The sequence below is a fragment of the Burkholderia savannae genome (assembly GCF_001524445.2).
Classification (GTDB): Bacteria; Pseudomonadota; Gammaproteobacteria; order Burkholderiales; family Burkholderiaceae; genus Burkholderia; species Burkholderia savannae.
Map to the genome: position 1 here is coordinate 168248 of NZ_CP013419.1, position 23948 is coordinate 192195.

Consider the following 23948-nt stretch of genomic DNA (forward strand, 5'->3'; position numbering starts at 1 on the left):
CGCGCTCTTCGCTCGCCGCTTGCGCAACGCATACCGTACAACGACTACCGCGCTCCCGTCTCGCACGATCGCCGTCCAACCGACACGCGAGCGACCGGAACGGGCTGGCGCCGGCATGCTCCGTGCATGTGCGCACGAGCACTACATCGCGTGTCGTTCCGCACACCTCGTTTCACGTCGACAACCGCATCGCCCGCGCCGCGTCGACGCTCGCGATATCGTCGAGCACCCCCTGCGCGTGCACCGAATCACGATCGCGCCGAATCAGCAGCGCGTATGCAGCCGACAGGCCGTCGAGCGCCAGCCCGGGATCCCACGCGAGCAAGTCGTGCCGGCGGATCGGATCGATCACGCCGCGCGCGAACGCTTCCGGGATCTCGTGCGCCCAATGATCGCGCACGAACTCGCACAATCGGATGCGCGCCTTCAGCCGGCATTCCGCGCTCGGTGCGCGATCGATCGCCTCCTGAATCGCATGCAGCGCGCGATCGAGCTGACCGTTTGCGGTGAGCGCACGTGCACGGTCGACGGCATCGTCGGCACAAGTTTCGTGCGCGTCGCTCCGCGTACGATCCGGTTCCTCTGTCATCGGTGAAGACGACGGCGACGCCGCGTCCGCCGCGCCGATCGGCGCAGAAAGCCCGGCGAGCCACGCACGCGTGGCATCGTCGGCAAACGGCGTGCCGTCCGCGAATTTCAACGCGTCGAGGCCCGGCAGCCGTCCAAGCAGCGCTCGAACTGCCGTCTCCACTTCGCGTTGCGCATCAGCGCAGTCGCTGCCCGCGCGCGCGAGCGCGCACGCAGCGATCCGTTGCAAATCCAGCCAGAGCGGAAACGCCTGGGCGTGCTCTTCGGCGAAGCGAATTGCATCCGCGGGCTCGCCGTGCACGTCGATGCCTTTCGCCACGTCGACGATCTGCGCATTCGGCGCTGGGATCCGCGTCCGCCCGCCGTCCACTTCCGTATCCGGCAACGCGCGCACTTTCGACCAGCAGGCGAAGCGGCGCAGGCGGAAGCTGCGCGCGTCGGTCCAATCGGCTTGCGCGAACGCCATCGCGATGCGATGCAAATGCGCAAGCACATCGTCGAGCGCGCGCTCGCGGCCAGTCGCGTCGTTGAGCAACACCGGTTGCCTGGCGGCGTCCACGTTCGCGCGCCTCCCCGTGCGACCGGCCAACTCTGCCGATACATGCTCGGCAGAGGCATCCGCGATGTTCGCGGACGCTTCGTCCATCGCATCGAGCACGTTCGCTGCATCCGTTTCATCCGGATCGACAGGCAGCCGGTCCGCGAACGCGGTCACCGCGCGCATCGTCGGCGCATCGTCGTCGCGCTCGGCCAGCAGCGCGTCGATCCGCCGCGCGGCTGCACGCAATTGATCGATCAATTCGGTAGGGCAAGCACCGCCGCATGCGACGGTCCCCGCGTCCCGCATCGCGTCGAGGCGATCGAGCAGCCACTGCAGCGCCCCTCGCCTCGCCCGCATCCGTGACAAGGGCGGCGACATCGCATCCCAATGGCGTTCGATGAGATCGCCGACCACCTCGAGGCCGCAGCGCAGCCCGGCTGCGCCGCCGATCTGCAGCAGCGCTCCGGCCAGATAGCAGCCGACGAGCAAATCCTTGCCTCTGTCGCGAAGCAGTTCCGTCGCGACGTTCGCCACCGAGCTCCAGTCAACCCGCCCGCCCGCGCCCGGCGATGCGAGCCTCGCGACCTCCGTCTGCAGCGCGTCGAAGCGCGCGTCGTTGCGCACGTCGCCCCCCGTGGGCGCGTCCGGATCGACGTCCGTGCGCCCCAGCACTAAGAGCGCTTCGAAATCCACGTTCATACACGCGCCCGATGACGCACTCCCGAGCTGACGCCGTGCGCTCACGCCCATACCGTCTCCACGTTTTTTGCTGCGAAGTAGTACCCGACGCCGCGTTCGGTCTGAATCAGTTCGGGACGCTTCGGATCCTTCTCGATCTTTTTGCGCAACCGCCAAATCTGCACGTCGACCGCGCGATCGAACACGTCGTCGAATGCGCGAGTGCATTCGAGCAATTGCGCACGCGTGACGATGCGCGACGGCGAACCGAGAAAGAACGCAAGCAGATTGAATTCGCCGACCGTCAGCGGGACTTCGCGCGCGTCGCATGTCGATAGGCGACGCGTATTCATGTTCAGTGTCCAGCCGTCGAAACGGTATGCGCGCGGATGCCTGCCGCGCCGCACGGGGGCCGTCGACGGCTCGGCTCTACGCCACAGCGCACGCATCCGTGCAAGCACCTCGCGCAGTGAGTACGGCTTCACGACGTAGTCATCCGCGCCGAATTCTAGGCCTATGATGCGATCCGCCTCTTCGTTTCGGCCCGTCACGCAGATGAGCGGGAAGCGCTGCGAATCGCGCCAGCTCAACAGCACGTCGATGCCATCTCCGTCCGGCAGGCCGAGATCGAGCAGCACCATTTCGTATTCGCGCCGACCAACCGATTCGACGGCCGCCGCAGCCGTTCCTACGCCGTCCACGGACATACCGTGGCCCGACAAATAATTGCAAAGCACACGCCGCAACGGCTCGTCGTCCTCGACGACGAGCACCGCTGGCAATTTTGTCGTATTCATCGTCCCATCTCCTGTGCTGCGTCGCACGCGCCGATGTCGGTTTCGCCAGACGCACCTGTCCAGCGCGCCGCCGGCAACGTGAGTCGGAAGCGGCTACCCGCGCCGCGCTCCGTCGCGACGGCGATTTGTCCGCGATGCGCGATCGCTGCCCCCGCGACGATCGCGAGGCCGAGCCCCGTGCCCGGTGCGCCGCGCCGGTTCGAATAGAACGGCTCGAAAATGCGGTCGAGCGGTTCGACGTCGATACCGTCGCCGTCGTCGCTCACCTCGATCCATACGCCGTTCGACATCGACGGCTCGCCGATCGCGACATCGAATTCGTCTGGGGCCAGCGCGTGGCAATCGCTCGCGCCGATGCGCACGACGACCGTCCCACGCGCCGCGCGCACCGCATTACCGACGAGATTGAGGACCGCGCGCGCGATCTGACTGCGATCGGCAAATACGATGTGTCGCGCTTCACCACACAGGGCATCATCACACCTCGCGTCACCGCATGCGTCATCGCCACACCGAACGATCTCGACGCCGCGCACGGCTGCCGCACGAGCCGAGCCAAGCGCCTCGTCAACGACCTCATCGACACTCACCCTCGTCAACACGGGTTCGCCGCGGCGCGCGGCAAGCAGGATCTGCGTCGTCAGATCGCGGCCACGTTCGACCACGCGATGAATTTCGTCTATCGATTCGTCCGCACCCACGCCAGCCGCGAGCCGATCGGAAGCGTATTCGGCATAGCAGTTGATCGTCGTCAGCACGTTATTGAAGTCGTGAACGATTCCGCCCGCGAAAAAACCGAGCGACTCGAAGCGGCGCGACCGCTCGATCTGCCTCGCGAGCCGTCTGCGCTCGCCGGTCGCGATCGCGATGCACATCGACAGGATCGCGACGCCGATCAGATCGACCTGTAGCGCCCATACGCCACGGCCATCGTAATGAAATGCATACGGGCCGCGACCACCAAGCGTCATCGCGATGAGGCTGATCGCCGCGCCCGCATTGAGCTGAGACGCGAGCACGAGCCCGCCTTCGAGCGCCGCCCAGCACAACGACAGCGCGAGCAACGCGCGCGCGACTTCGCCCTGGTCGCTCCAAATCGACGCGAAGCATAGCGAACCGAAAGCCGCGAGCGCGGGCAGCCAGTTGCGGTGCTGCGCCCATATCGTAAGGCAAGCGCGCACTTGCCACGTGATGAGTGCGGGCAACAACGTGAGCAGTGCGAGCGCGTTTGCTGCATAGGCGCGCGACCATTCGTTCAACCACTCGCGATCGTTCATCCACATGGACAGAACCGCCGCGGCGAACGTCGCGTGCATTGCCGCCGCGCCAACCGGCAACAACAGCACGAACATCGCGAAGCCGCGCAGCGTATCCACGCCGCCGTCCGGCATCACGTAGCGCCGCACAAGCCACGCACCCACCACAGCCTCGACGACGTTGACGGCCGCGAACAGCGCGTCGACGCACCACGGCACCCAGTCGAGCGAGCCCGCGATCAGCAGCGTGACGTACAGCGAAGCCGCGCCCAGCCATCGCGTCAGCGGTCGACGGCAATGCAGCAGCAGCGCGATGCCCAGCACCGGTGCGGGCCACACGACGGCCGACAGCGCGTGATTGAGCGATGTGCACGCACCAGGCCGCGACAGCAGATGATTCGCGTAGAACAGCAACAATAACAGCGCCGCCGCATTCAGCGCACCGCCCTGCGTGAACGCGCGATCGGCGCGCCGCAAAGGCTGCGTGATGCGTGCGGGCCGGGCCTGTCGCGAAAGGCTGGCATCGATGAAATTTCCGTGCATAGGTCAGTCAGAAGTGGGCGAATACTAAATCGTCTTCGTTTCGGATATCAACCTATCTTAACAATGCAGCGCACGATTCCTTTCATCCGCAACGAAAGCGGCACGAGGCAACCAAAAATTGGAACCCCGCGACTAACGCCGGTTCCATCTTTCCTTCGATACTTGTCTCACTGATGTCATTTCTGAGCCTTTTCTGAGCGTTTCATGCAAAACGCCGAACGCATCCGTAACCCATACTCAGCCGTCGCTCACGAGCGACAACGAAGAGGAGAACCCAACGTGACAACGAACGGATCCGTCGCACCGAAAGAGCGGGTCAACATCGTCTATCGCCCCGCGATCGGCGATGCAAAAGCGGCAGTCGAACTTCCGCTCAAGGTGCTTGTGCTCGGTGAATTCTCGACGGCTGACAACAAACCGCCGCTCGAGGAGCTTACCCCCGTCAACATCGACAAGGACGACTTCAACAACGTGATGAAGGCGCAGAATCTACGACTCGCGATAGGCGTGCCGAACCTGCTCGACGATCAGGCTAGCGAAGACGATCATCTGCCCGTCACGCTCGGCTTCGATTCGATCGACGATTTCTCGCCCGACGCGATCGTCGAGAAGGTGCCCGAACTTAAACAGCTCATCGCACTACGCGACGCGTTGAAAGCGCTGAAAGGTCCACTCGGCAACATTCCGGGCTTTCGCAAGCGCATCCACGAGATCGTGACCGACAAGGCAGCGCGCAAGCAGTTGCTCGCCGAGCTCGGCCTCGACAACCAATGAACCGCGACGCAAAAGACATGATCATGGAAGGCGAACACTTGCAAACCCAGAAGGTCGCCGATGTGTCGGACGCGGCGAGTCCCGACGCCGCGACATCCGACACGCCCGCATCCCTGCTCGACGAACTGATCGAGGCCGCGCGCGTGAAGCGCGACGAGGACGCGTATTCGGTAACGCGTCACGGCATTCAGGCATTCATTACACACCTGGCAACGCCCAAGCGCCCGATCGAGACCGTGAGCCAGACGACTGTCGACGACATGATTGCCGAGATCGATCGCAAGCTGTGCCAGCAGGTAGACGCGATCCTGCATCATCCGGATTTTCAGCAACTCGAATCGACGTGGCGCTCGTTGAAATTCCTCGTCGAGCGCACAGATTTCCGCGAGAACATCAAGATTCAGTTCCTCGACGTCGCTAAGACCACGCTTCTCGACGATTTCGACGATTCGCCCGACATCACGAAATCCAGTCTGTACCAGAAGGTCTACACGGCCGAGTACGGCCAGTTCGGCGGCCAGCCGATCGGCGCGATCGTCGCGAACTACACGTTTGGACCCGGCGCGCAAGACGTCAAGCTGCTGCAATTCGTCGCAAGCACGTCGGCGATGGCGCATACGCCGTTCATCGCGGCGGCGGAACCCGCGTTCTTCGGCATTGATTCGTTTGGCAAGCTGCCGAACGTGAAGGATCTGTCGTCGCTCTTCGAGGGGCCGCAATTCACGAAATGGAACGCGTTTCGCGAGAGCGAGGATGCTCGCTACGTCGGCCTCACGCTGCCGCGCTTCCTGCTGCGGCTGCCCTACGGTGCGAACACGACGCCCGTCAAGCGCTTCAACTACGACGAGCGCGTCGACGGCGGCGATACAGACTTCCTATGGGGCAACGCCGCGTTCGCGTTCGCGACACGGCTCACCGCGAGCTTCGCCGACTATCGCTGGTGCGCGAACGTGATCGGCCCGAAAGGCGGCGGCACGGTCGCCGATCTGCCGCTCTATGCATACGAGGCCATGGGCGAGATCCAGAACAAGATCCCGACCGACGTGCTGATTTCCGAGCGCCGCGAGTTCGAGCTCGCTGAGCAGGGCTTCATCGCACTCACGATGCGCAAGCACAGCGACAACGCCGCGTTCTTCTCCGCCAATTCGACGCAGAAGCCGAAATTCTTCGGCATTAGTAAGGAAGGCAAGGATGCCGAACTGAATTACCGGCTCGGCACCCAGCTTCCGTACATCTTCGTCGTCAACCGGCTCGCCCATTACATCAAGGTCATTCAGCGCGAGAACATCGGCACGTGGAAGGAGCGCGGCGATCTCGAGCAGGAGCTCAACCAGTGGATTCGCCAGTACGTCGCGGACATGGACAACCCCACCGAGGGCGTGCGTAGCCGCCGGCCGCTGCGCCAGGCGGAGATCTTCGTGTCGGACGTCGAGGGCGAGCCGGGCTGGTACCGCGTCGACATGAAGGTGCGGCCGCATTTCAAGTACATGGGCGCGTCGTTCACGCTGTCGCTCGTCGGCAAGCTCGAAAAGCGCTGACGGTGCGCGGCCGCCGGCGCACCGCACCGAATGTTTCATCCGAGATGTTCGAGCACTGCACCGAAACGGAAATCCATTCCGCGCCGCCAATAATCGTTTCACGTCAGCGGCCCCGCATAGGGCCGCGACGTTCGTCAATCCGGTGCGCCGCGCGGCGCGCCGCCACACCAGGAGGAATTCGCCATGCCGATGCCGTGCTATCTCACGCTCGAAGGGCAAACCCAGGGAAACATCGAGGGTTCCGTCGACATCCAGGGGCACGAGGGCAAGATTCTCATCCAGGCCGTCGAGCACACGATCGAGATCCCCAAAAGCCCGCAAACGGGTCTGCCGACGGGCAAGCGCATCCACGGACCGATGACGCTGACGAAGGAAATCGACAAGTCGTCGCCGAAGCTGTCGCAGGCGCTCGCGTCCGGTGAGCAGATGAAATCGGTCGCGCTCGAGTTCTACCGGATTCTGAAGGAGGGGAAAGAAGAGCACTACTACACGGTCAAGCTCGAGAATGCGATCCTGACGAGCATCCGCTCGTGGACGCCGAACTGCCTCGTGCTCGACAACAAGCAGCTCGGCCACATGGAAGACGTGTCGTTCACATACGAGAAGATCACATGGACCTACGTGCCGGACGGCATCGAGGCCGAGGACTCATGGCGCGCGCCGAAGGTATGACCGCTCGCACGCCTGCCCGCCCCCCGGCGGGCGAGCTCCGCCTGCTCGAGCGGATCACGGCCTGGGAAGCGGGTGGCGAGCACAGCTGCATCCCGCGCGCGGACGTGCTCGCGCGCTCGGTCATCGATCATCTGCGCCGCATCTTGAACACGCGGCAGGGCCACGTGCCGATCGATCCGGCCTTCGGCGTGCCGGACTTCACGAATCTCGCGGGCGGTTTTGCGCAAGGGTCCGCCCGCGAGATTGAAACGCAGATCGAACGCGTGATCAAGTGCTACGAACCTCGACTGAGATCGCCGCGCGTCGTGCTCGCCGAGCGTCCGCTCGATGCGGCGACGCTGCACTTCAGTCTCGACGCGCTGCTCGTGCTCGACACACATGAAGTGTCGGCACGCTTTCTGACAACCATCAGCGGCAACGGAAAGATCGATATTCAAACGACTTCCTGAATGCACGCGATTTCGCCGCGAGTCCATCATGACCACCACGCTGAATCGCTATTTCGAGGACGAGCTGCTCCGTCTGCGCGAACTCGCCTCCGAATTCGGCCGCGCACACCCGCTGCTCGCGCCAATGCTCGGCGCGCCGTCGGGCGACCCTGACGTTGAGCGGCTGCTCGAAGGCGTCGCGTTCCTGACGGGGCTCGCCCGGCAAAAGCTCGACGACGGCCTTCCGGAGCTCGTCCAGGGACTCGCGAACCTGCTGTTTCCGCACTCACTACGCCCGGTTCCGGCGGCAACACTGATCGCTTTCGAGCCGCGCGGCGCGCTGCGCGAGCGCGCGATCGTCGGGGCCGGCACCGAGATCGAATCGATGCCCGTCGACGGCACGGCCTGCCGGTTCCGCACGTGCGTCGACCTCGACATCGAGCCGATTGCACTCGCCGACTGCCGTTTCGTTCCGTCCGCGGGCGACGCACCCGCCCTGCGCCTCGACTTCGAGATGCTCGGCATCGACGCAAGCGAATGGGACGCGACGCGCATCCGCCTGTTCGTCGGTGGCGAGCGGCTGCACGCGAGTCGGCTGTTCACGCTGCTGATGCGAAACGTCGCATCGGTCGACATCACGTGCGGCCCTCCGGATCGACCTGGCCCGCGCATCGCACTCGGCGGCGGCACATTGCGGCCGGCGGGCTTCGACGACGCGCTGCTGCCCTGCCCCGACCGCGCGTTTCCGGGCTTCCGGCTGCTGCACGAATACTTCGCGTTCGCCGAGAAATTCCTGTTCGTCGAACTGACCGGCCTCGAGCGCTGGCGCGCCGCCCGCTCAGGCACGCAGTTCAGCGTGTGGCTCGCGCTCGACTGCGCGCCCGACTGGTTGTCGGGCGTCGATCGCGACAGCTTCCGGCTGAACGTCGCTGCCGCGCTGAACCTGTTTCCGCACGAGGCGGTGCCGATCCAGCACGAGCATCGTGCGACCGACTACCGGCTGCAGCCCGAAGGGGACGCACGCGGCCACTGCCGGATCTTTTCCGTCGATCGCGTGGTTGGCTATCGTCCGGGCCATCCGTGCGATCGGCATTACGTACCGTTCGGCGTCGTGGGCGACGCCGCAAGCTATCGGCTGATTCGCCGCACGGCGCTCGACGGGCGCAGACACAACGTCCATCTCGCGCTCGCCTATCCACCCGGCGAGGCACTCGCGACCGAGACACTGTCGGTCGACCTGTCGTGCACGAACGGCACGCTGCCCGCGAGCCTGAAGATTGGCGACGTGTGCCGCCCGACTGACAGTTCGCCCGAATGTTTCGCGTTCACCAACATCACGCCCGTGAGCCCGTCGATCGACCCGCCGCTCGGCGAGCCTCTTCTTTGGCGGACGATCGGTCTTCTCGCGCTGAATTTCCTGTCGCTTGGAAGCACCGACAGCCTGAAGCAGATGCTCGCGCTCCACGCGTTCGCCGAGTACCGCGAGGACGCGCGCGCGCAAGGCGATCGCCGCCGCATCGACGGGATCGAGTCAGTCGACGTACAGGCTGAGACGCGGATTGTCGGTGAGCGGATGCTAAGCGGCCAGCGCGTCGCGCTGCGCTGCCGCTCGGACGCGTTCGGCGGCACCGGAGAGCTGTATCTGTTCGGCTGCGTGCTCGAGCGCTTTCTGTCCGACTACGCGGCGATCAACACATACATGCGCGTCGAGATCGACGCGTCGCCCGACGGCGAGCGTTTCGCTTGGCCGCCGAGGATGGGAACGCAATGCCTGCTCTAGAACCTGTCCTGCTCGGCGAGGCGAAGCACTTCGCGTATTTCCAGGCGATCCGGCTGCTGCGTCGCATTGTCCGCGAACGGCGCGGCGACGCCGTAGGTGGACCCGCCGCGCCGATGCCAATCCATACGCGGCCGAATCTCGCGCTGTCGTTTCCGGACACCGACGTCGAGCGCATCGACAAGGCTGAAGACGGCGGCTACCGGGTCATCGCGAACTTCTTCGGGCTGTACGGCGTATCGTCGCCACTGCCGACGTTCTATACCGAAGACCTGATTGACGAAGCGTCCAAAGGCCGCCACGCGGCGCGAAGCTTCCTCGACGTGCTGCATCGCGTGCTCTATCCGCTGCTGTTCGACGCATGGCTCAAGTACCGGCTGTCGCTGCGGATCGTCGAGGATCACGACGCGGCCGCGCTGCGTCCGCTCTATGCGCTCGCGGGCGTTGACGTGCGCACCGCGCGCGACGCGGGCCTGCACGAGCACGCGCTGCTGCGACACGTCGGGTTGCTGAGCCAGCGGCCGCGTTCGGCGGCCGGATTACGCGCGCTGCTCGCCGACGTGCTCGCGCCCTCGACGGTCGACATCGAGCAGTGTGTGCCGCAATGGCTGCCGATTCCCGTTGATCAGCGCACTCGCGTCGGCGCGAACGCGCATCGGCTCGGCGTCGATGCGCGCGTTGGCGAGCGAATGCGCGACGACGGCGGGCGGCTGCGCATCGTGCTCGGCGATGTGCCGGGCCCGCTGTTTCGCGAGCTAATGCCGTGCGGCGACGCGTTTCGCCGGCTCCGGTTCCTCGCTCGCCTCTATTTGACGCTACCGTTCGTCGTCGACGTCGAGGTACGCGTGCGTACGCGCGACGCGGGCCCCGCGCGCTGCGGCGGCGACGCATGGTCGCGCGTCGGACTCGACGCGTGGCTGGGCGGCCCTTCTGCCAAACACGCGACGTCGCCTGAATTCCGTCTTCCGACTTCCCCCTTTGATCAAGCGAGACCCCATCATGCTGGTTGACCTGAAGCCGTTGATCGAACAGCTCAACCCCTATTGCCGAACGTCGCTCGAAAACGCGATCGGCGCATGCGTCGCGCGCCGGCACGACGACGTCACCGTCGAGCACTTGCTCGCGCGGCTGTGCGACGAACCGTCGGCTGACGTCGCGCTGCTGCTGCGCGCGATCGGGGTCGACGCGGCGCGCCTGCGCCGGCAAGCCGACGCGGCGCTCGACGCACGGCAGGCGGGCGACGGCGGCCGCCCCGCGTTCGCGCCGTCGCTGCTCGCGCTGCTGCAAGACGCATGGCTGATCGCGTCGCTCGAGCTCGGCGAAACGCGAATCCGCTCGGCGGCGGTGCTCGCCGCCGCGGTCGCGCGCGCCGCGCGGCAGCCATCGCCCGGCTGCGACGACGTGTTGCAGTCGCTACGCAAGGACGCGCTTCTCGCGCACTTCACTGACACGTGCGCGCAATCGGTCGAATCGACACAAACGCGCGCGCGCGACGGCGCGCCGGGCGGTGCGCACGATGGGTCGAGCGCGATCGCCCGCTATTGCGAGGACTTCACCGCGAAGGCCCGCGCCGGCGGGATCGATCCCGTGTTCGGCCGTGACGCCGAAATCCGTCAGATCGTCGACATCCTCGCGCGGCGGCGCAAGAACAATCCAGTGTGCGTCGGCGAGCCGGGCGTCGGCAAGACGGCCGTCGTCGAGGGGCTCGCGCTGCGGATCGCCGAAGGCGACGTGCCGGCGACGCTGCGGCACGCGACGCTGCTCGGTCTCGATCTCGGGCTGCTTCAGGCGGGCGCGAGCGTCAAGGGCGAATTCGAGCAGCGGCTCAAGCGCGTGATCGCCGAAATTCGCGCGTCGCAAACGCCCGTTGTGCTATTCGTCGACGAGGCGCACACGCTGGTCGGCGCAGGCGGCCCGGCGGGCACATCCGATGCGGCGAGCCTGCTGAAGCCCGCGCTCGCGCGGGGCGAGCTGCGCACGATCGCGGCGACGACGTGGAGCGAATACAAGAAGTATTTCGAAAAGGATGCGGCGCTCGCCCGACGCTTTCAGCCAGTGAAGCTCGACAGCCCCGATGTCGCGACGTCGGTGATGATTCTGCGCGGCCTGAAGGACCGCTATCAGGACGCGCACGGCGTGACGATCCGCGACGACGCGCTCGTCGCGGCAGCCGAGCTGTCGGATCGCTACATCACGGGCCGGCAGTTGCCGGACAAGGCGATCGACCTGCTTGACACGGCCTGCGCACGCGTGAAAGTTCGCCTGCAGACGAAGCCCGCCGCGCTTGAGGACGCGGAGCGCGCGATCCAGGCGCTCGAGCGCGAGCGTCGCGCGCTGCGACAGGACCTCGCCGATCGTTGCGAGCCGGACACGCCGCGCGTCGCCGACATCGCGGACGAGCTCGTCGCGCAGTCCACGCGCGCCGACGCGTTACGGGACGCATGGGCGGCACAACGCGACGCGGCGCAAGCGCTCGTCGACGCGCGCCGCGCATGCTGTGCGATCGCGGATACCGCAGCGCATGCACGAACCGATTCGGATGTGCGCGCCGCTTCGAACGCCCAGGCCGATTCGAATTCGCATGCCGACGCGCGCGACCGCGCGAAGCGCGCGCTCGCCGACGCGACCCATCGCTTCAAGCACGCGCAGCGCGACGCCCAGCTCGTGCGGATCGACGTCGATCCGCACGCGATCGCCGACGTCGTGGCTGACTGGACCGGCATCGCGGCCGGCAAGCTGCGCCGCGACCGTGCGAACGTGATGCTGCGACTCGCCGACACGCTCAAGCGCCGCATCCGCGGCCAGGATCACGCGATCGAGCAGATCGCGGAAGCCGTCAAGACAAGCGCGGCCGGCGTGCATGATCCGCGTCGACCGCTCGGCGTGTTCCTGCTCGCGGGGCCGTCGGGCGTCGGCAAAACCGAAACCGCGATCGCCGTCGCCGACGCGCTGTTCGGCGACGAGCGCTCGATCGTCGTCGTCAACATGAGCGAGTTTCAGGAGCGGCACGAAGTCAGCCGTTTGATCGGCTCACCACCCGGCTACGTCGGCTACGGCGAAGGCGGGATGCTGACCGAGGCGGTGCGCCAGCGGCCCTATTCGGTCGTGCTGCTCGACGAAGTCGAGAAAGCCCACCCGGATGTGTTGAATCTGTTCTACCAGGTCTTCGATAAGGGCTCGCTGTCCGACGGCGAAGGCAAGGAAGTCGACTTTGCGAACACGGTGATCTTCCTGACGTCGAATCTCGGCGCGGGTGCAATCGCCAATCTAGTCGCGGACGGCGGCCGGCCAGACGCGGACGAGATGCGCGCGGCGATCCGGCCGACTCTGTCGCACCATTTCAAGCCCGCGCTGCTCGCGCGGATGGCCGTGATTCCGTATGCGACGCTCGCGCCCGACACGCTCGTGGACATCGCGCGGCTGAAGTTCGAACGCATTACGGCGCGCGTCGCTGCGCAGCATGGAACGCGCGTCGTCTGTGACGACGCCGTCGTCGCGCACGTCGCTGCGCACTGTACCGAAGTCGAATCGGGCGCGCGCAACGTCGACTTCGTCCTGCAACGTCACGTGCTGCCTGCGCTCGCGCAGCACATTCTCGTGCGCGCGTGCGATGCGACGCCTACATCCGCGATCCGCGTCGCGGTCGACGCCGACGGCTGCTTCGCTGTCTCGACCGACGAGCCGGCCACGTCCAACGCGTCCTGACGCCCCCCGCTGCCCAGGAGTTCCCGATGTCTTCGTCCCACCAACTGATAGCCGACGCGGCGTCCGCGAACGCGCGGCGCTTCGCATTCGTCAGCGACGCGTACGGCGACATGACGTTTGAAGTCGTCGACGTGACCGGGCGCGAGGCGATCTCGCAGCCGTACCGATTCGAGCTGACGCTCATAAGCGCGGAGCCCCAAATCGACTTCACAAAGATGCTGAGCCGCGCGGCGACGCTGACGATCCGCCCGCAGTATGGCAACGCCAACACGACGCGCTATTCCGGTGTGCTCGCCGAGTTCGACCAGCTGAACGGCTTTCGCAACCGTACCGTCTATCGTGCGGTACTCGTGCCGCGCCTCTGGCAGTTGTCGCAGTACAAAGTGTCCGACGTCTACCTGAACGAACAGACGATTCCGGACATCGTGAAGAGGGTGCTGCGCGCCGCGTCGTTCGGCGGCCGTGACTACCGGTTCCGGCACGGCGGCGCCTATCGGAAGCGCAGCTTCGTCTGCCAGTACGACGAAAGCCATCTCGATTTCGTGTCGCGCTGGATGGAAAAGGAAGGCATCTATTACTACTTCGAGCAGGACGGCGCGCGCGACACGCTCGTGATTGTCGACGAGCGCCGCCATCAGCCGGGCCCCGCCGACGATCTCGCACTCCGCTACCTGCCCCCGACGGATTTCGACACGGGCATCGACGCAAACCGCGTGCAGGCGTTCGCGTGCCGCGCGAAGCCGCTGCCACGCGAAGTTGTGCTACGCGATTTCAATCACCGAAAAGCGGAGCTACCGCTCGAAGTCCGCGAGAGCGTGTCACGCGACGGCGTCGGCGAACGGGTGTCAAGCGACGAGCATTTTCATACGAAGGAGGAAGGCCAGCGCTATGCGAAGCTGCGCGCCGAGGCGCTGATCTGCGAAGGCCGCCGATTCGCGGGCGAAGCGACCGCGACCGGGCTGCGCGCAGGCCGCTTCATCGCGCTCTCGGGCCACTATCGTACGGATTTCGACGGCCGCTATCTGGTGACGGCGGTCACGCACCGCGGCTCGCAGGCGTGCCTGCTGTTTCCCGATCTCGACACGCCGTTCGGCGCGACGCCGCGCGAAGTCGTCTACCGCAGCGAATTCGACGCGATTCCCGCGAACGTCCAGTACCGGCCACCGCGCACGACTCCGAAGCCGCAAGCGGCGGGCGTCGTCAGCGCGATCGTCGACGGCGAGGGCAGCGGCAAGCTCGCCGAACTCGACGAATACGGGCAATACAAAGTGCGCTTTCCGTTTGCACATACCGCCCATCCGGCGAATAAGGGCTCCGCACGGATTCGGATGGCGACGCCGTATTCGGGCCGCGACCGTGGCATGCATCTGCCGCTCCTGAAGCAGACCGAGGTAAAGATCGCATTCGACGGCGGCGATCCCGACCGCCCCGTCATTGTCGGCGCGGTGCCCAATTCGTCGCACCACAGCGTCGTGACGCGCAAAAATCCCGCCGCGCACCGGATCATGACCGAACACAACCAGCTCTACATGAAGGACGGCAGCGACGCAGCGACGTGGTTGCACGCGCCGAACAACCATATCGGCATCGGCGCGGTCGGGCCGAGCGACGGGCTCGCGCTTCTCACGTCCGGCAACAAGTTCGATTTCTCGCTCGGCAACGCGTACAGCTTCTCGGGTGGACTCAAATGCAAAGTGTCGATGGGCGGCAACACCGACGTCTACGTCGGCGTGCGCAACAGTCTCGACATTAGCGCGAATTTCATGACGACGCTGCAAGGCAACCTGCACTGGATGCTGCCCGGCAGCCGGGCCTACGAGATCAACGACAGCGCGTCGACGCTGCTACAGACGCTCCACAAGCAGTCCGCAACGCGTGCTATCCGGCTGTCCGCGGGGCAGGACGCGTCTGCCGTGCTGCAAAAGCAGCTCGATAAGCTGAAAGGCACGGTCCGCAAGTTCATGATCGTGTCGGGCCTCGCGAATGTAGGGGCAGCAGCAGCCGCGGCAGCGCTCATCAAGGGCAGCGATGCAAGCGCCGATTTGCCATGGGAGAGCTTCGGCGTGTCTGCCGGACAGTTCGCCGGCGCGACTGCCGTCAGCGCCGGCCTAATGGCGACATCCCGCGCGCTGCTGATGAACATCGCAAAGCTGCAGGCGACGCTGCCGCTCATCGCCGACCTGTCGCTCGGCAAGCACGGCATCGCCCTCGCGGCGAAGAACCTGGCGCACGCGACCCGGATGTCGTTGACCGTAGACGGCGTCACGTGGTCAACGCACGGCAAAGGGCCGGGCGCAGCCGATGTCGCCATGAGCGTCGGCAAAGGCCATTGGGGCGTCGAATCGGCGAAACATGCGCACGTCCACGCGAACGACACGGTGCTGTTCGCGGTACCGGCCGATCCGGCGACCAAGCTCGACCTCAAGGACCTGATCGGGCTGCGTCAGAATCTCGACGCATGTCTGAAGGACATCGCCGATCTCGAAGCCGACATCTCGGAGCACCAAGTACTGTCGACCGATCAAAACGCGTTCGGCGTGAGTGCGCTCGTGCCGACGCCACCGTCGCCGGCCGACGCAGTCGAGGCGATCGCGATCAAGGCCAAAGAGGCGAAGCTCGTCGAGCTGAACGCAAAGCAGAAGCTGGTCGCGCTAAAGATCGACAACCTGCAGCAAAAATTCGTGAAGCACGTAAAGAATCTGAGCGCCGTGCGGATAAGCGCATCCGACGCGGAGCTCGGCTTCAAGGGCAACCGGCTCGTCGCGACAGCCGACGGCGTCACGCTCGCCCACGCGCAGGGCAAGGCGAAGCTCGACGTCAGTGAAACGAAGATCGGCGTCGAAGCGGGCAAATCGAGCGTCGAGGTCGACGAAGGAAAGATTGCGGCCGAGTGCGGCTCGACGGCGCTCAAGCTCGGCAGCGACGGCGCGATCAATGTGCGTGCGACGAACCTCAAGCTGAGCGGCAGCGCGTCGGTGAAGATCGACGGCCAACTGATCCAGCTCGGCTGATCTGATCACTCGTACGAATTCCTTCATGAAAATTGTCAAACCCAATACGCTTGCACTGCTCTACCGAACACTGCGCTTCGAAGGCGTCGACCGGCTGTCGATCGGCGCGCTCGCGCTCTTTCCGCTGCGCGCTGACGCACCTGTCGGCCCTGATGACCTCGCGACCGAGACAGAGCTCTGGCAAGTTGCACAACAGATGTTCGACGAACACGCACTGCTTGACGAAGGCTTTCCGAAGCCGGCAGGTGAATTTCTCGTCTACGGCAACGTGTATGCACCTGCGTGCGAACGCGGCGCGCGCACGTCTATCGCGGTACGCGCGCGCATCGGTGCGACGTGCAAGGAACGGCTCGTCGACGTGCGAGCGTCCGCGCCGCTTGCCGATTTCCGCGCGTTGCTGGCCTCGGATCGCGAGCGTGTGCGCCATCTCGGGCCATTGGACGCCCGCTGGCAGGCGAATCATTGGCCTCATCTCCCCCCCGGCACACGCGCCGAGTACTTCCACGCAGCGCCACGCGACCAACGGATCGCCGGATTCTGGCGCGGCGGCGAGAGCATCGAGCTCGTCAATATGCATGCGGATCGGCCGATCATCGCGGGCGCGCTACCGCGTCTGCGGGCGCGCTGCTTCGTCGAGCGCATGGTCGGCGGCGTCGCGCGCGTTGACACGTGTCCAATGCGTGCGGAAACCGTCTGGCTGTTCCCCGGCGCGGTCTGCGGAATCATCCTGTATCGCGCGCTCGCTGCGATCGACGACGAAGACGGCGATGATGTCGTGCGCGTGATCGCCGGCTGGGAATGCGCCGACGCTCCGCCGCTGGCCGACGATGCTTACATCGGCCAGCCGATGATCGAAGATCGGCGTCCGCTCGCGAACGCCGCCGCGCTGGCAGAAAGCGTCGACGATGAAGCGCGCGCCAATACTGGCCCCGACGTGGACCGTATGGCGGCCGTGTCGGCCTCGCACACGAAACCGCCTGTACTGGACCTGTCCGAGCTCGAACGGGATGCGGCGGCACTCGCCGTACAAACCGACGCGTTGCTCGCCGAACACGGCCTGACCGAAGCCGATATCACGCGGCTACTGCCCGCGCGCGTCGCACCCACCGACCTGAACTTGGACGAACTCGCCGCGCTCGCAGCGGAACTCAACGCGCAGACCGAGCAATGGCAAACGCAGTGTTGCGCATCAGCGGTAGCCGGCGTGCAAAACGCCACTCCGCCGTCGTCATCGTCTCCTTGGTCGCCGGAATCGGACGACGCACCACTCGTCAAACTGCTCCGGCAAGCCGACGCGCAAGCCCGCGCGCTCGTCGAGCAGCTCGGCTTATCGCGCGCGCAGGTGCAGGCGGCTGCGCACGACCGGCCCGAGCTTGCCGCGCTCGTGGACGCGCTCGATGCACCGCTCGACCTCGGCGCGCTAACGACAGGCCTCGCGGCGCCCGGTAACCGCGAAGCGATTGCACCGGATGCGCTGGTCGCCCCCGAACAGCCGCCCGCCAATCAGCTCGACGATGCCGCGCTAGCGCTCCCCGCCGCTTCGCAGATCAGCGGTGCGGCGCCCGCGCCCCCGCTCACGCGCGAGTTGGTCATCGAACGCCACGCCCATGGGCTCGGCTTCGCCGGCCTCGATCTGAGCGATCTGGATCTCTCGTCGGCAGCGCTCGAGCACGCGGATTTCCGCGATGCACACCTCGAGCGAACCTGCTTCGCAGGCTGCAAGCTGTCCGGCGCGTCGTTCGAGCGCGCCCTGATGTCGCATGCGGACTTCTCGAACGCGGACCTGAGCGAGACGACGCTTGTACAAGCGTCCGCGCCCGATGCATCGTTCCGAGGCGCCACGCTCGACCGCGCGCGCCTCGACCGCACCGACTTCACCAACTGCGACTTCACGCGCGCGTCGCTCGTCGACAGCCGCTGCGTGGGAGCGCAATTCGATGCAAGCGCGATGTCTGCGCTCACCGCCGCGCGACTCGATGGCGCGCATGCGAGCTTTGCTGGCTGCACACTCGACGCCGCCGATTTCACGTCCGCGCGCTTGCCGCGCGCGAACTTCCAGCACGCAACGCTTACGGACGCAACGTTCGCGTCGGCGCAATGTGACGGCGTCGAATGGCATGCCGCGCAAGCGCCGCACGCTCGATTTCACGCGGCATCGCTGCGCGGATCGCGCGCGGACGCGGCGACGTCGTTCCGGCAGGCCAACCTGAGCAGGGCGTCGCTCGACGATGCGAACTGGGACGGCGCGGACCTGAGTCACGCGAATCTGCACAAGGCGACGCTCGATCGCGCGAGCCTCGTTCATGCGATCGCGAGCGGCACGCAACTGACCCTGACAAGCGCACGGCACGCCGATCTGGCAAAGGCCGATCTATCACACGCGGACATGCGCTTCTCGAACCTGTTCGGCACATCGCTACGCCGCACACGGCTCAACGGTGCCCAACTTCAATCGAGCAACCTGTACGGCGCCGATTGCTATGGCACGGCGCTCAGCCGATCACAGTTCGACGGCGCGAACGTCTATCGAACCCTGCTTGACGTGCCGGTCCACCTCTTAACAGAAATCGCCCGCCGATCCATTTGACGATACCGATGTCCGACATCCTTCAGGCGGCACTTGCCACCCTCGCCGACACCCGCACACTATCCGGCGTCGATCTTTCGTATGCCGATCTTTCGCGGCGCGACCTGTCCGTCTGCACATTCGACCGCGTGATCTTGCGCGGCGCGAACCTCTCGGGATCGCAGCTCGACACGACGTGCTGGCTGCATTGCGACCTGACGGGCGCACGCGTTGACGGCGCAACACTCGGCGGATCGAGCTGGCACGCGGTCGCGTTGCACGGCGCGAGCCTGTGCGCGACAACGGGAGACGCGTTTGCGATGACAGACGCCGATCTCGCCGAAGCGACGCTAACCGACACGCTTTGGGCGCGCTCGACGTTCGAGCGCTGCGACCTCACTGCCGCACAGTGCACAGGGGCAAAGCTGCAGCGTTGCGAAACCGTCGATTGCCGCTTCGAGCACACCAACTTCGCGAACGCCGAACTCGAGCGCTTCGCAGCGATGCACGCCGACCTGTCGACCGCCCGCTTTGACGCCACGCGTCTGACGAACGCGCTCCTCACTAACGCGGATCTGTGCGGGCAACGCTTCGACCACTGCGAACTAACAATGACGCATTTCAACGGCGCAAAGCTGTCCGGCAGTGATTTCAGCAGCGCATCGCTCGTGCAGACGATGTTCTTCGATGCCGACCTCGAATGCGCGACGCTCGCTGGTGCGCGCGGCCGCCATACTCGCTTCGCGGACGCGACGCTCGTTGGCGCCAACCTCACCGGGGCGGCATTCGACGAAACTGATTTCGCGCGCGCGCGCTTGTCTTCAGCAAACGCCCGTGGGTTGCGTGCACAGATGTCGCTCTTCGCGCATGCCGATTGCGCCGACGCCACGCTCGCGGGCGGCAGCTTCGTTTACTGCGATTTCTCGCACGCAAAGCTGTCGCGCGCTGACTGCACCGACGCCGATTTCTCGCATGCGAACCTACACGCCGTCGACGATCGCGCCGCCCGCTGGGCCGGCGCACGCAAGACAGGCGTGCGCCCGACCGATCCCACACTCGCGCAGGCCGAGCGATGGACCGCACCCGAACGATAACGCCTGGCTCTTACGCTCCGATGATGAACGTTCCTTCCTCTTCCGCTCCGTCGATCTCGCCACTTCCGTCCGTAGACATGCCACGCATACTCGGCGTGACGCTGCGCGCGTCGCACGTAACCGGCCGCGTCGGCGACTGGCTGCTGCTCGACGACCCGGTCGGTCGCGCGCGACGCGCCGACGGCTGCGTGCTCGCCCCCGACGTTGGCGACAGCGTGCTGATCTGGGCGTGCGCAGCCGGCGACGCATCCGGCAGGCCGCCCGCTTATGTACTCACTGTGCTCGCGCGCGCCGGCGCGCCTCAGGCCGCGCTCGCGCTGCCCGGCGGCGTCGTGTTTGAAACCGGCATCGACGGGCTGCGCATCGACGCGCCGCGCATCGCGCTCTCGGCGCGAGACCGGATCGACGCCCGCGCGGCGCGTGTCGACCTGAGCGCGCATCGCGCATGCGTGCGCGCCGCGCATCTCGACGCGTGCGCGCAGTCGATAGACGGCCGCGCGCACGACGTGCGGCTCGTTGCGCGCCGCTTCACGTCGACGATCGGCCGCGCACTGCACACGCTCGGCGATTGCTTTCGCCGCGTGCGGGGCGTCGACGACACGCGCGCGAGCCGAGCGCGCTGGCAGATCGACGAGCGCGCGCATCTGCACGCGCGAGATGTCACGCTGCTCGCCGACCGTCACGTCGGCATCGACGGCGAACGCATCGACCTCGGCTGATTTTCTCTTCCTGATTCGGAGTTCAAACATGTTTGTCGTCACCACCGCGTCCGGCCTGTGCATGAGCCCCGCCGACGTCTGCAAAACGCCGACGCCGACCGGCCCGGTTCCCATCCCGTATCCGAACACCGGCGCGCCGATGATGGCCTCTTCGATCACGACAAAAGTACTCGTCTGCGGCATGCCCGCGCTCACGAAGAAATCGACGATTCCGATGACGAACGGCGATCAGCCCGGCACCGTCGGCGGCGTGATGTCCGGAAAGATCATGGGCAAAGTCGAATTCGCGGCGGGCAGCGCGAAGGTCAAGTTCGAAGGCAGCCCCGTCGTGCGGCTCTCGACGCCAACGAAGCACAACGACGGCAATGCGACCGGCGCCGTGCTGCAACCGAGCCAGCAAAAAGTGATGGCGATGAGCTGAGAATTCGACATGAACGATCAACGGATTTCCGCACGGACGACGGCGCGCCGCCTCGCGGCGCGCGCGTGCGCCGTCGCCGCACTCTCCGCACTCTCCGCGTTGACGGGCTGCGCGGCGGGCGTTACCGAAGAGCAGGCGCGCGCCGACGTGCGATGGGACTACGTGCCCGACGCGCTGCGCATCGATATCGATGCGTCGCCACGGCTGAACGAATACCTGAACGCGCCGCACACGCTGCTGCTCACGATTTTCCAGACCGCGGACGCGCAGGCGTTCCGCAACCTCGCCGACGATCCGGACCGCCTGCGCGCAACGCTCGCGGCAGGCGAGACGGCTACAGGCTTCATTCAGACCACACGCTACGTCGTCTCGCCGGGCGCGCGCGTCGCATTATCGATCGATCGTGTGCAGCAGGCTCGCTACTTCGGCATCGTCGCCGGCTACTACGACACCGACGGCCCGCGCTCCGTGCGGCTCTACGACGTACCGTTGCGGGTCGACAAGCGCGGCTGGCTCTCACCCACCTATCACGCCTCGCCACGAACGCTCGAATTGAAGCTACGACTCGGCGCGCAGAGCATCACCGACGCGCGCGAAGCGCGCCTGAGCCTGCCACCATCCGGCGCGCGCGCGTGGACGCAGCTCGACTTCGGCGCGAAATCCCTAACGCTGCCGCCCGACGACGTAGCTGAGGACAAGCACAGCCGCGACGCGACCGGCGCGCAGCGCAAGCAATGACTCACGAACCCCAAATGAACAACATGGATAACGTCTATTGGCATCAGGGCATGCTCCTGCAGCCGCAACACTTCCAACTGGCCGAACTACAGCAGCAGTTCCGCGCCAAGCCGTGGCTCGCGTCTGGCCCCCCGCACTTCTGGGGCGTCGGCGCGCTTTCACTCGCGGAAACCGCGATCGATAATCGCGTGGTCGAGATCCGCTCCGCACACCTGCTGTTTTCCGACCGCAGTTACGTCGAGTACCCGGGCAATGCGGTCATCGCCGCGCGTGCGTTCGATCCCGCGTGGCTCGACGACGGCCGGGCGCTCGTCGCTCATGTCGCGCTGAAGCGGCTGGCGCGGGACGCGAACAACGTGACCGTCGCGGCCGCCGCCGATGCGCTGCCGAGCGTTGCAACGCGCTACGTAACGCTGCCGTCCGCCGACGACGTCAGCGATCTCCACTCGGACCACCCGCCCGCGCCGGTGCGCACGCTCAAGCACGTGCTGAAGATCGTCTTCGAGCACGAGCTTGACACATTCTCCGGGCACGAGACGGTCCCGTTCGCGCGCATCGTGCGCGACGGTGAGCGCCTGCGGCTAGACAACGAATTCGTGCCGCCTTGCTACGCGCTGTCCGGCTCGCGCGGGCTGCTCGACCGAATCCGCTGCATTCGCGACGAGCTCGCAGGCCGCGCGCGGCAACTGCAGCAGTACAAGAGCCCACGCGAGATGCAGCGCGACGAGTTCGACGCGAGCTATACGGCGTTCCTGCTCGCGCTGCGCTCGCTGAATCGCTTCGGCCCGCTGCTGTTCCATCTCACCGAATGCGATCAGTTGCATCCGTGGGAAATCTACGGCGCGCTGCGGCAACTCGTCGGCGAACTGAGCGTGTTCTCCGAGCGCTTCAACATGCTCGGCGAAGCGCTTGACGCGCGTGGGCTTGACGCGCGTGGCGGCCTACCGCCGTACGACCATCGCGATCTCGGCGGCTGCTTCTCACACGCGCATGCGCTGATCGGCCATCTGCTCGACGAAATCGCGGTCGGCCCCGACTGCGCTGCGACGTTCGAGCCCGACGGCCCGCAGCAGCCCGCGCAGTGGTCCGCACAACTGCCGCCTGACGTCTTTGGCGACCGCCATCTGTTCTATCTGGTGATCCGCAGCGAGCATGATCCGGACACAGTCGCGCAACGCTTTCTGCACGGCAGCCGTATTGCTGCGACCGACGAGATGCCCCAGCTTACCGCACTCGCGCTGCCGGGTGTCGAGCTGACCCGCCTGCCGGGCGCACCGCAGCGGTTGCCGCGCCGCAGTGGCACGCAGTACTTTCGGATCGAGCAGACCGGCCGCCAGTGGGACGCAATTAGGCGCGATGGGCACGTGTCGTTGCGCTGGCACGACGCGCCGGACGACCTGCAAGTGGAACTCGTCGCAGTAAGGCACAAATCATGAAACTGTCCGATTCCATGATGCCGCTCGTCGCATATGCGCGACAGTTCGCGCAACACCCACGCGGCGATGCCGCTGAAGTTGCGCTGCGGTTTGAATATCTGATCGAAAGCGCGCGTGATCACGCTGCGTGTGCCGGCGTATCCGAAATCGACGTCGACCATGCGCTGTTCGCCGTGTGCGCGTGGATCGACGAAGCATTACTGAACAGCGGCTGGGACAACGCCGATCGCTGGACGCTACGGCTTTTGCAGAAACACTACTTCGACACGTCGCACGCGGGCGTCGAATTCTTTGAGCGCCTCGAAACACTCGACGGCGAGCGCGCGGACGTGCTGGAGGTCTTTCTCCTCTGTCTACAACTCGGTTTTCGCGGCCGATACGGCTACGACGGCGGCAGCAGGCCGCTCGATGTGATCCGTCAACGCGCGATCGAAGCTCTGTCTGCGGAAGCGGCCTCGCGCGCCGAGGGCGAACCACTGTTTCCAGCCGCCTATACGGGCATCGAGTCGCACGCCACGGTGGCAAAAGCGCGCGCGCACCGCCGTATCCGGCTCGCGGGCCTGAACTTCGGAGTGCCGCTCGCGATCCTTTTGTCCCTTTATGTGATTTTTCACGTCGTCATCGCGCGGATGGTCGACTCGGTACTCCCCACATTGCAATGAAGAT

At 65.8% G+C, this 23948-nt stretch carries 18 protein-coding genes; 15 read left to right on the forward strand and 3 right to left on the reverse strand.

Going from position 1 to position 23948, the window contains the following annotated elements; all coding sequences use genetic code 11:
* Positions 1–172 precede the first annotated feature (172 nt).
* From tssA to WS78_RS34535, 3 genes are read right to left on the reverse strand one after another with little or no spacing between them, the layout of a single operon-like run.
* Positions 173–1879: a type VI secretion system protein TssA gene (gene tssA / locus WS78_RS34525; RefSeq protein ID WP_059574903.1), complete on the reverse strand. Its 1707-nt coding sequence runs from the start codon at positions 1877–1879 to the stop codon at positions 173–175.
* Complete coding sequence (locus WS78_RS34530) at positions 1870–2604, reverse strand: response regulator transcription factor (RefSeq protein ID WP_059574901.1); 735 nt, start codon at positions 2602–2604, stop codon at positions 1870–1872. The genes tssA and WS78_RS34530 overlap by 10 nt, the downstream gene beginning before the upstream one ends.
* A complete protein-coding gene (locus WS78_RS34535; RefSeq protein ID WP_059574899.1) occupies positions 2601–4403 on the reverse strand; it encodes an ATP-binding protein in 1803 nt (600 codons plus the stop codon). Before WS78_RS34535 ends, WS78_RS34530 begins: the two co-directional genes overlap by 4 nt.
* Before the next feature lie 279 nt (positions 4404–4682).
* Here WS78_RS34535 and tssB point away from each other — a divergent pair, with 279 nt between their 5' ends.
* From tssB to WS78_RS34610, 15 genes are all read left to right on the forward strand, one after another.
* On the forward strand, positions 4683–5177 hold the full coding sequence (gene tssB / locus WS78_RS34540) for a type VI secretion system contractile sheath small subunit (protein WP_059574897.1): 495 nt from the start codon (positions 4683–4685) through the stop codon (positions 5175–5177).
* Positions 5178–5200: 23 nt separating this feature from the next.
* Complete coding sequence (tssC, locus tag WS78_RS34545) at positions 5201–6715, forward strand: type VI secretion system contractile sheath large subunit (protein ID WP_082717447.1); 1515 nt, start codon at positions 5201–5203, stop codon at positions 6713–6715.
* A gap of 183 nt (positions 6716–6898) precedes the next feature.
* Positions 6899–7387, forward strand: a complete 489-nt coding sequence (locus WS78_RS34550) for an Hcp family type VI secretion system effector (RefSeq protein WP_059574893.1) — start codon at positions 6899–6901, stop codon at positions 7385–7387.
* The gene (gene tssE, locus WS78_RS34555) at positions 7366–7836 is read left to right on the forward strand and encodes a type VI secretion system baseplate subunit TssE (protein WP_059574891.1); all 471 of its coding nucleotides are present in this window, start codon (positions 7366–7368) and stop codon (positions 7834–7836) included. Before WS78_RS34550 ends, tssE begins: the two co-directional genes overlap by 22 nt.
* A gap of 25 nt (positions 7837–7861) precedes the next feature.
* A complete protein-coding gene (gene tssF, locus WS78_RS34560; protein WP_059574889.1) occupies positions 7862–9595 on the forward strand; it encodes a type VI secretion system baseplate subunit TssF in 1734 nt (577 codons plus the stop codon).
* The gene (gene tssG, locus WS78_RS34565; RefSeq protein ID WP_059574887.1) at positions 9583–10602 is read left to right on the forward strand and encodes a type VI secretion system baseplate subunit TssG; all 1020 of its coding nucleotides are present in this window, start codon (positions 9583–9585) and stop codon (positions 10600–10602) included. Before tssF ends, tssG begins: the two co-directional genes overlap by 13 nt.
* Positions 10589–13297, forward strand: coding sequence for a type VI secretion system ATPase TssH (tssH, locus tag WS78_RS34570; protein ID WP_059574925.1), 2709 nt, complete (start codon positions 10589–10591; stop codon positions 13295–13297). The genes tssG and tssH overlap by 14 nt, the downstream gene beginning before the upstream one ends.
* Before the next feature lie 26 nt (positions 13298–13323).
* Complete coding sequence (locus tag WS78_RS34575) at positions 13324–16308, forward strand: type VI secretion system Vgr family protein (RefSeq protein WP_059574886.1); 2985 nt, start codon at positions 13324–13326, stop codon at positions 16306–16308.
* A 25-nt stretch (positions 16309–16333) separates the two neighbouring features.
* Entirely contained in the window at positions 16334–18895 is a 2562-nt protein-coding gene (locus WS78_RS34580; RefSeq protein ID WP_059574883.1) for a type VI secretion system accessory protein TagAB-5, read from the forward strand.
* Between the two features lie 8 nt (positions 18896–18903).
* Positions 18904–19968, forward strand: a complete 1065-nt coding sequence (tagB-5, locus tag WS78_RS34585) for a type VI secretion system accessory protein TagB-5 (protein WP_059574881.1) — start codon at positions 18904–18906, stop codon at positions 19966–19968.
* Positions 19947–20687: a DUF3540 domain-containing protein gene (locus WS78_RS34590; protein WP_059574879.1), complete on the forward strand. Its 741-nt coding sequence runs from the start codon at positions 19947–19949 to the stop codon at positions 20685–20687. The genes tagB-5 and WS78_RS34590 overlap by 22 nt, the downstream gene beginning before the upstream one ends.
* Positions 20688–20715: 28 nt before the next feature.
* Positions 20716–21108: a DUF4150 domain-containing protein gene (locus tag WS78_RS34595; protein ID WP_059574877.1), complete on the forward strand. Its 393-nt coding sequence runs from the start codon at positions 20716–20718 to the stop codon at positions 21106–21108.
* Between the two features lie 9 nt (positions 21109–21117).
* A complete protein-coding gene (gene tssJ, locus WS78_RS34600) occupies positions 21118–21846 on the forward strand; it encodes a type VI secretion system lipoprotein TssJ (protein ID WP_059574875.1) in 729 nt (242 codons plus the stop codon).
* A gap of 23 nt (positions 21847–21869) precedes the next feature.
* Positions 21870–23282, forward strand: a complete 1413-nt coding sequence (gene tssK, locus WS78_RS34605; RefSeq protein ID WP_059574921.1) for a type VI secretion system baseplate subunit TssK — start codon at positions 21870–21872, stop codon at positions 23280–23282.
* On the forward strand, positions 23279–23944 hold the full coding sequence (locus tag WS78_RS34610) for a DotU family type IV/VI secretion system protein (RefSeq protein ID WP_059574873.1): 666 nt from the start codon (positions 23279–23281) through the stop codon (positions 23942–23944). Before tssK ends, WS78_RS34610 begins: the two co-directional genes overlap by 4 nt.
* Positions 23945–23948: the final 4 nt, after the last annotated feature.